The sequence below is a fragment of the Mesorhizobium sp. M7A.F.Ca.MR.362.00.0.0 genome (assembly GCF_004023175.1).
Classification (GTDB): domain Bacteria; phylum Pseudomonadota; class Alphaproteobacteria; order Rhizobiales; family Rhizobiaceae; genus Mesorhizobium.
Genome location: NZ_RZTF01001254.1, coordinates 1 through 212, shown reverse-complemented (window position 1 = coordinate 212; position 212 = coordinate 1). Strand labels below are relative to the sequence as shown.

Sequence of the window (212 nt, the reverse complement as noted above, 5' to 3'; positions counted from 1 at the left end):
CTGTCAAGAAATACAAAAACCAAACAGCATGGTTTTGTTCATCCATCGCTGCCCTTTTAAATGATCCTTTAATAAAATTATTATTTGTGCTGTCAGAGATTTCTAAATAAAAATCGACAGCTTCTTGTTCGTCTACAAAGGCAGAATTAACTCCTGCATGATAATTTTGCGGGCAGGCTTCTGAAATGGCAGCTGAGTGCTTTTGACCAGTG

Annotated in this window: 1 protein-coding gene; it reads right to left on the bottom strand. The window is 37.7% G+C overall.

Annotated elements, in window-relative coordinates; all coding sequences use genetic code 11:
- On the bottom strand, positions 1-212 hold a 212-nt coding region (locus EOC06_RS39815), incomplete at both ends, for a ferritin family protein (protein WP_206631531.1).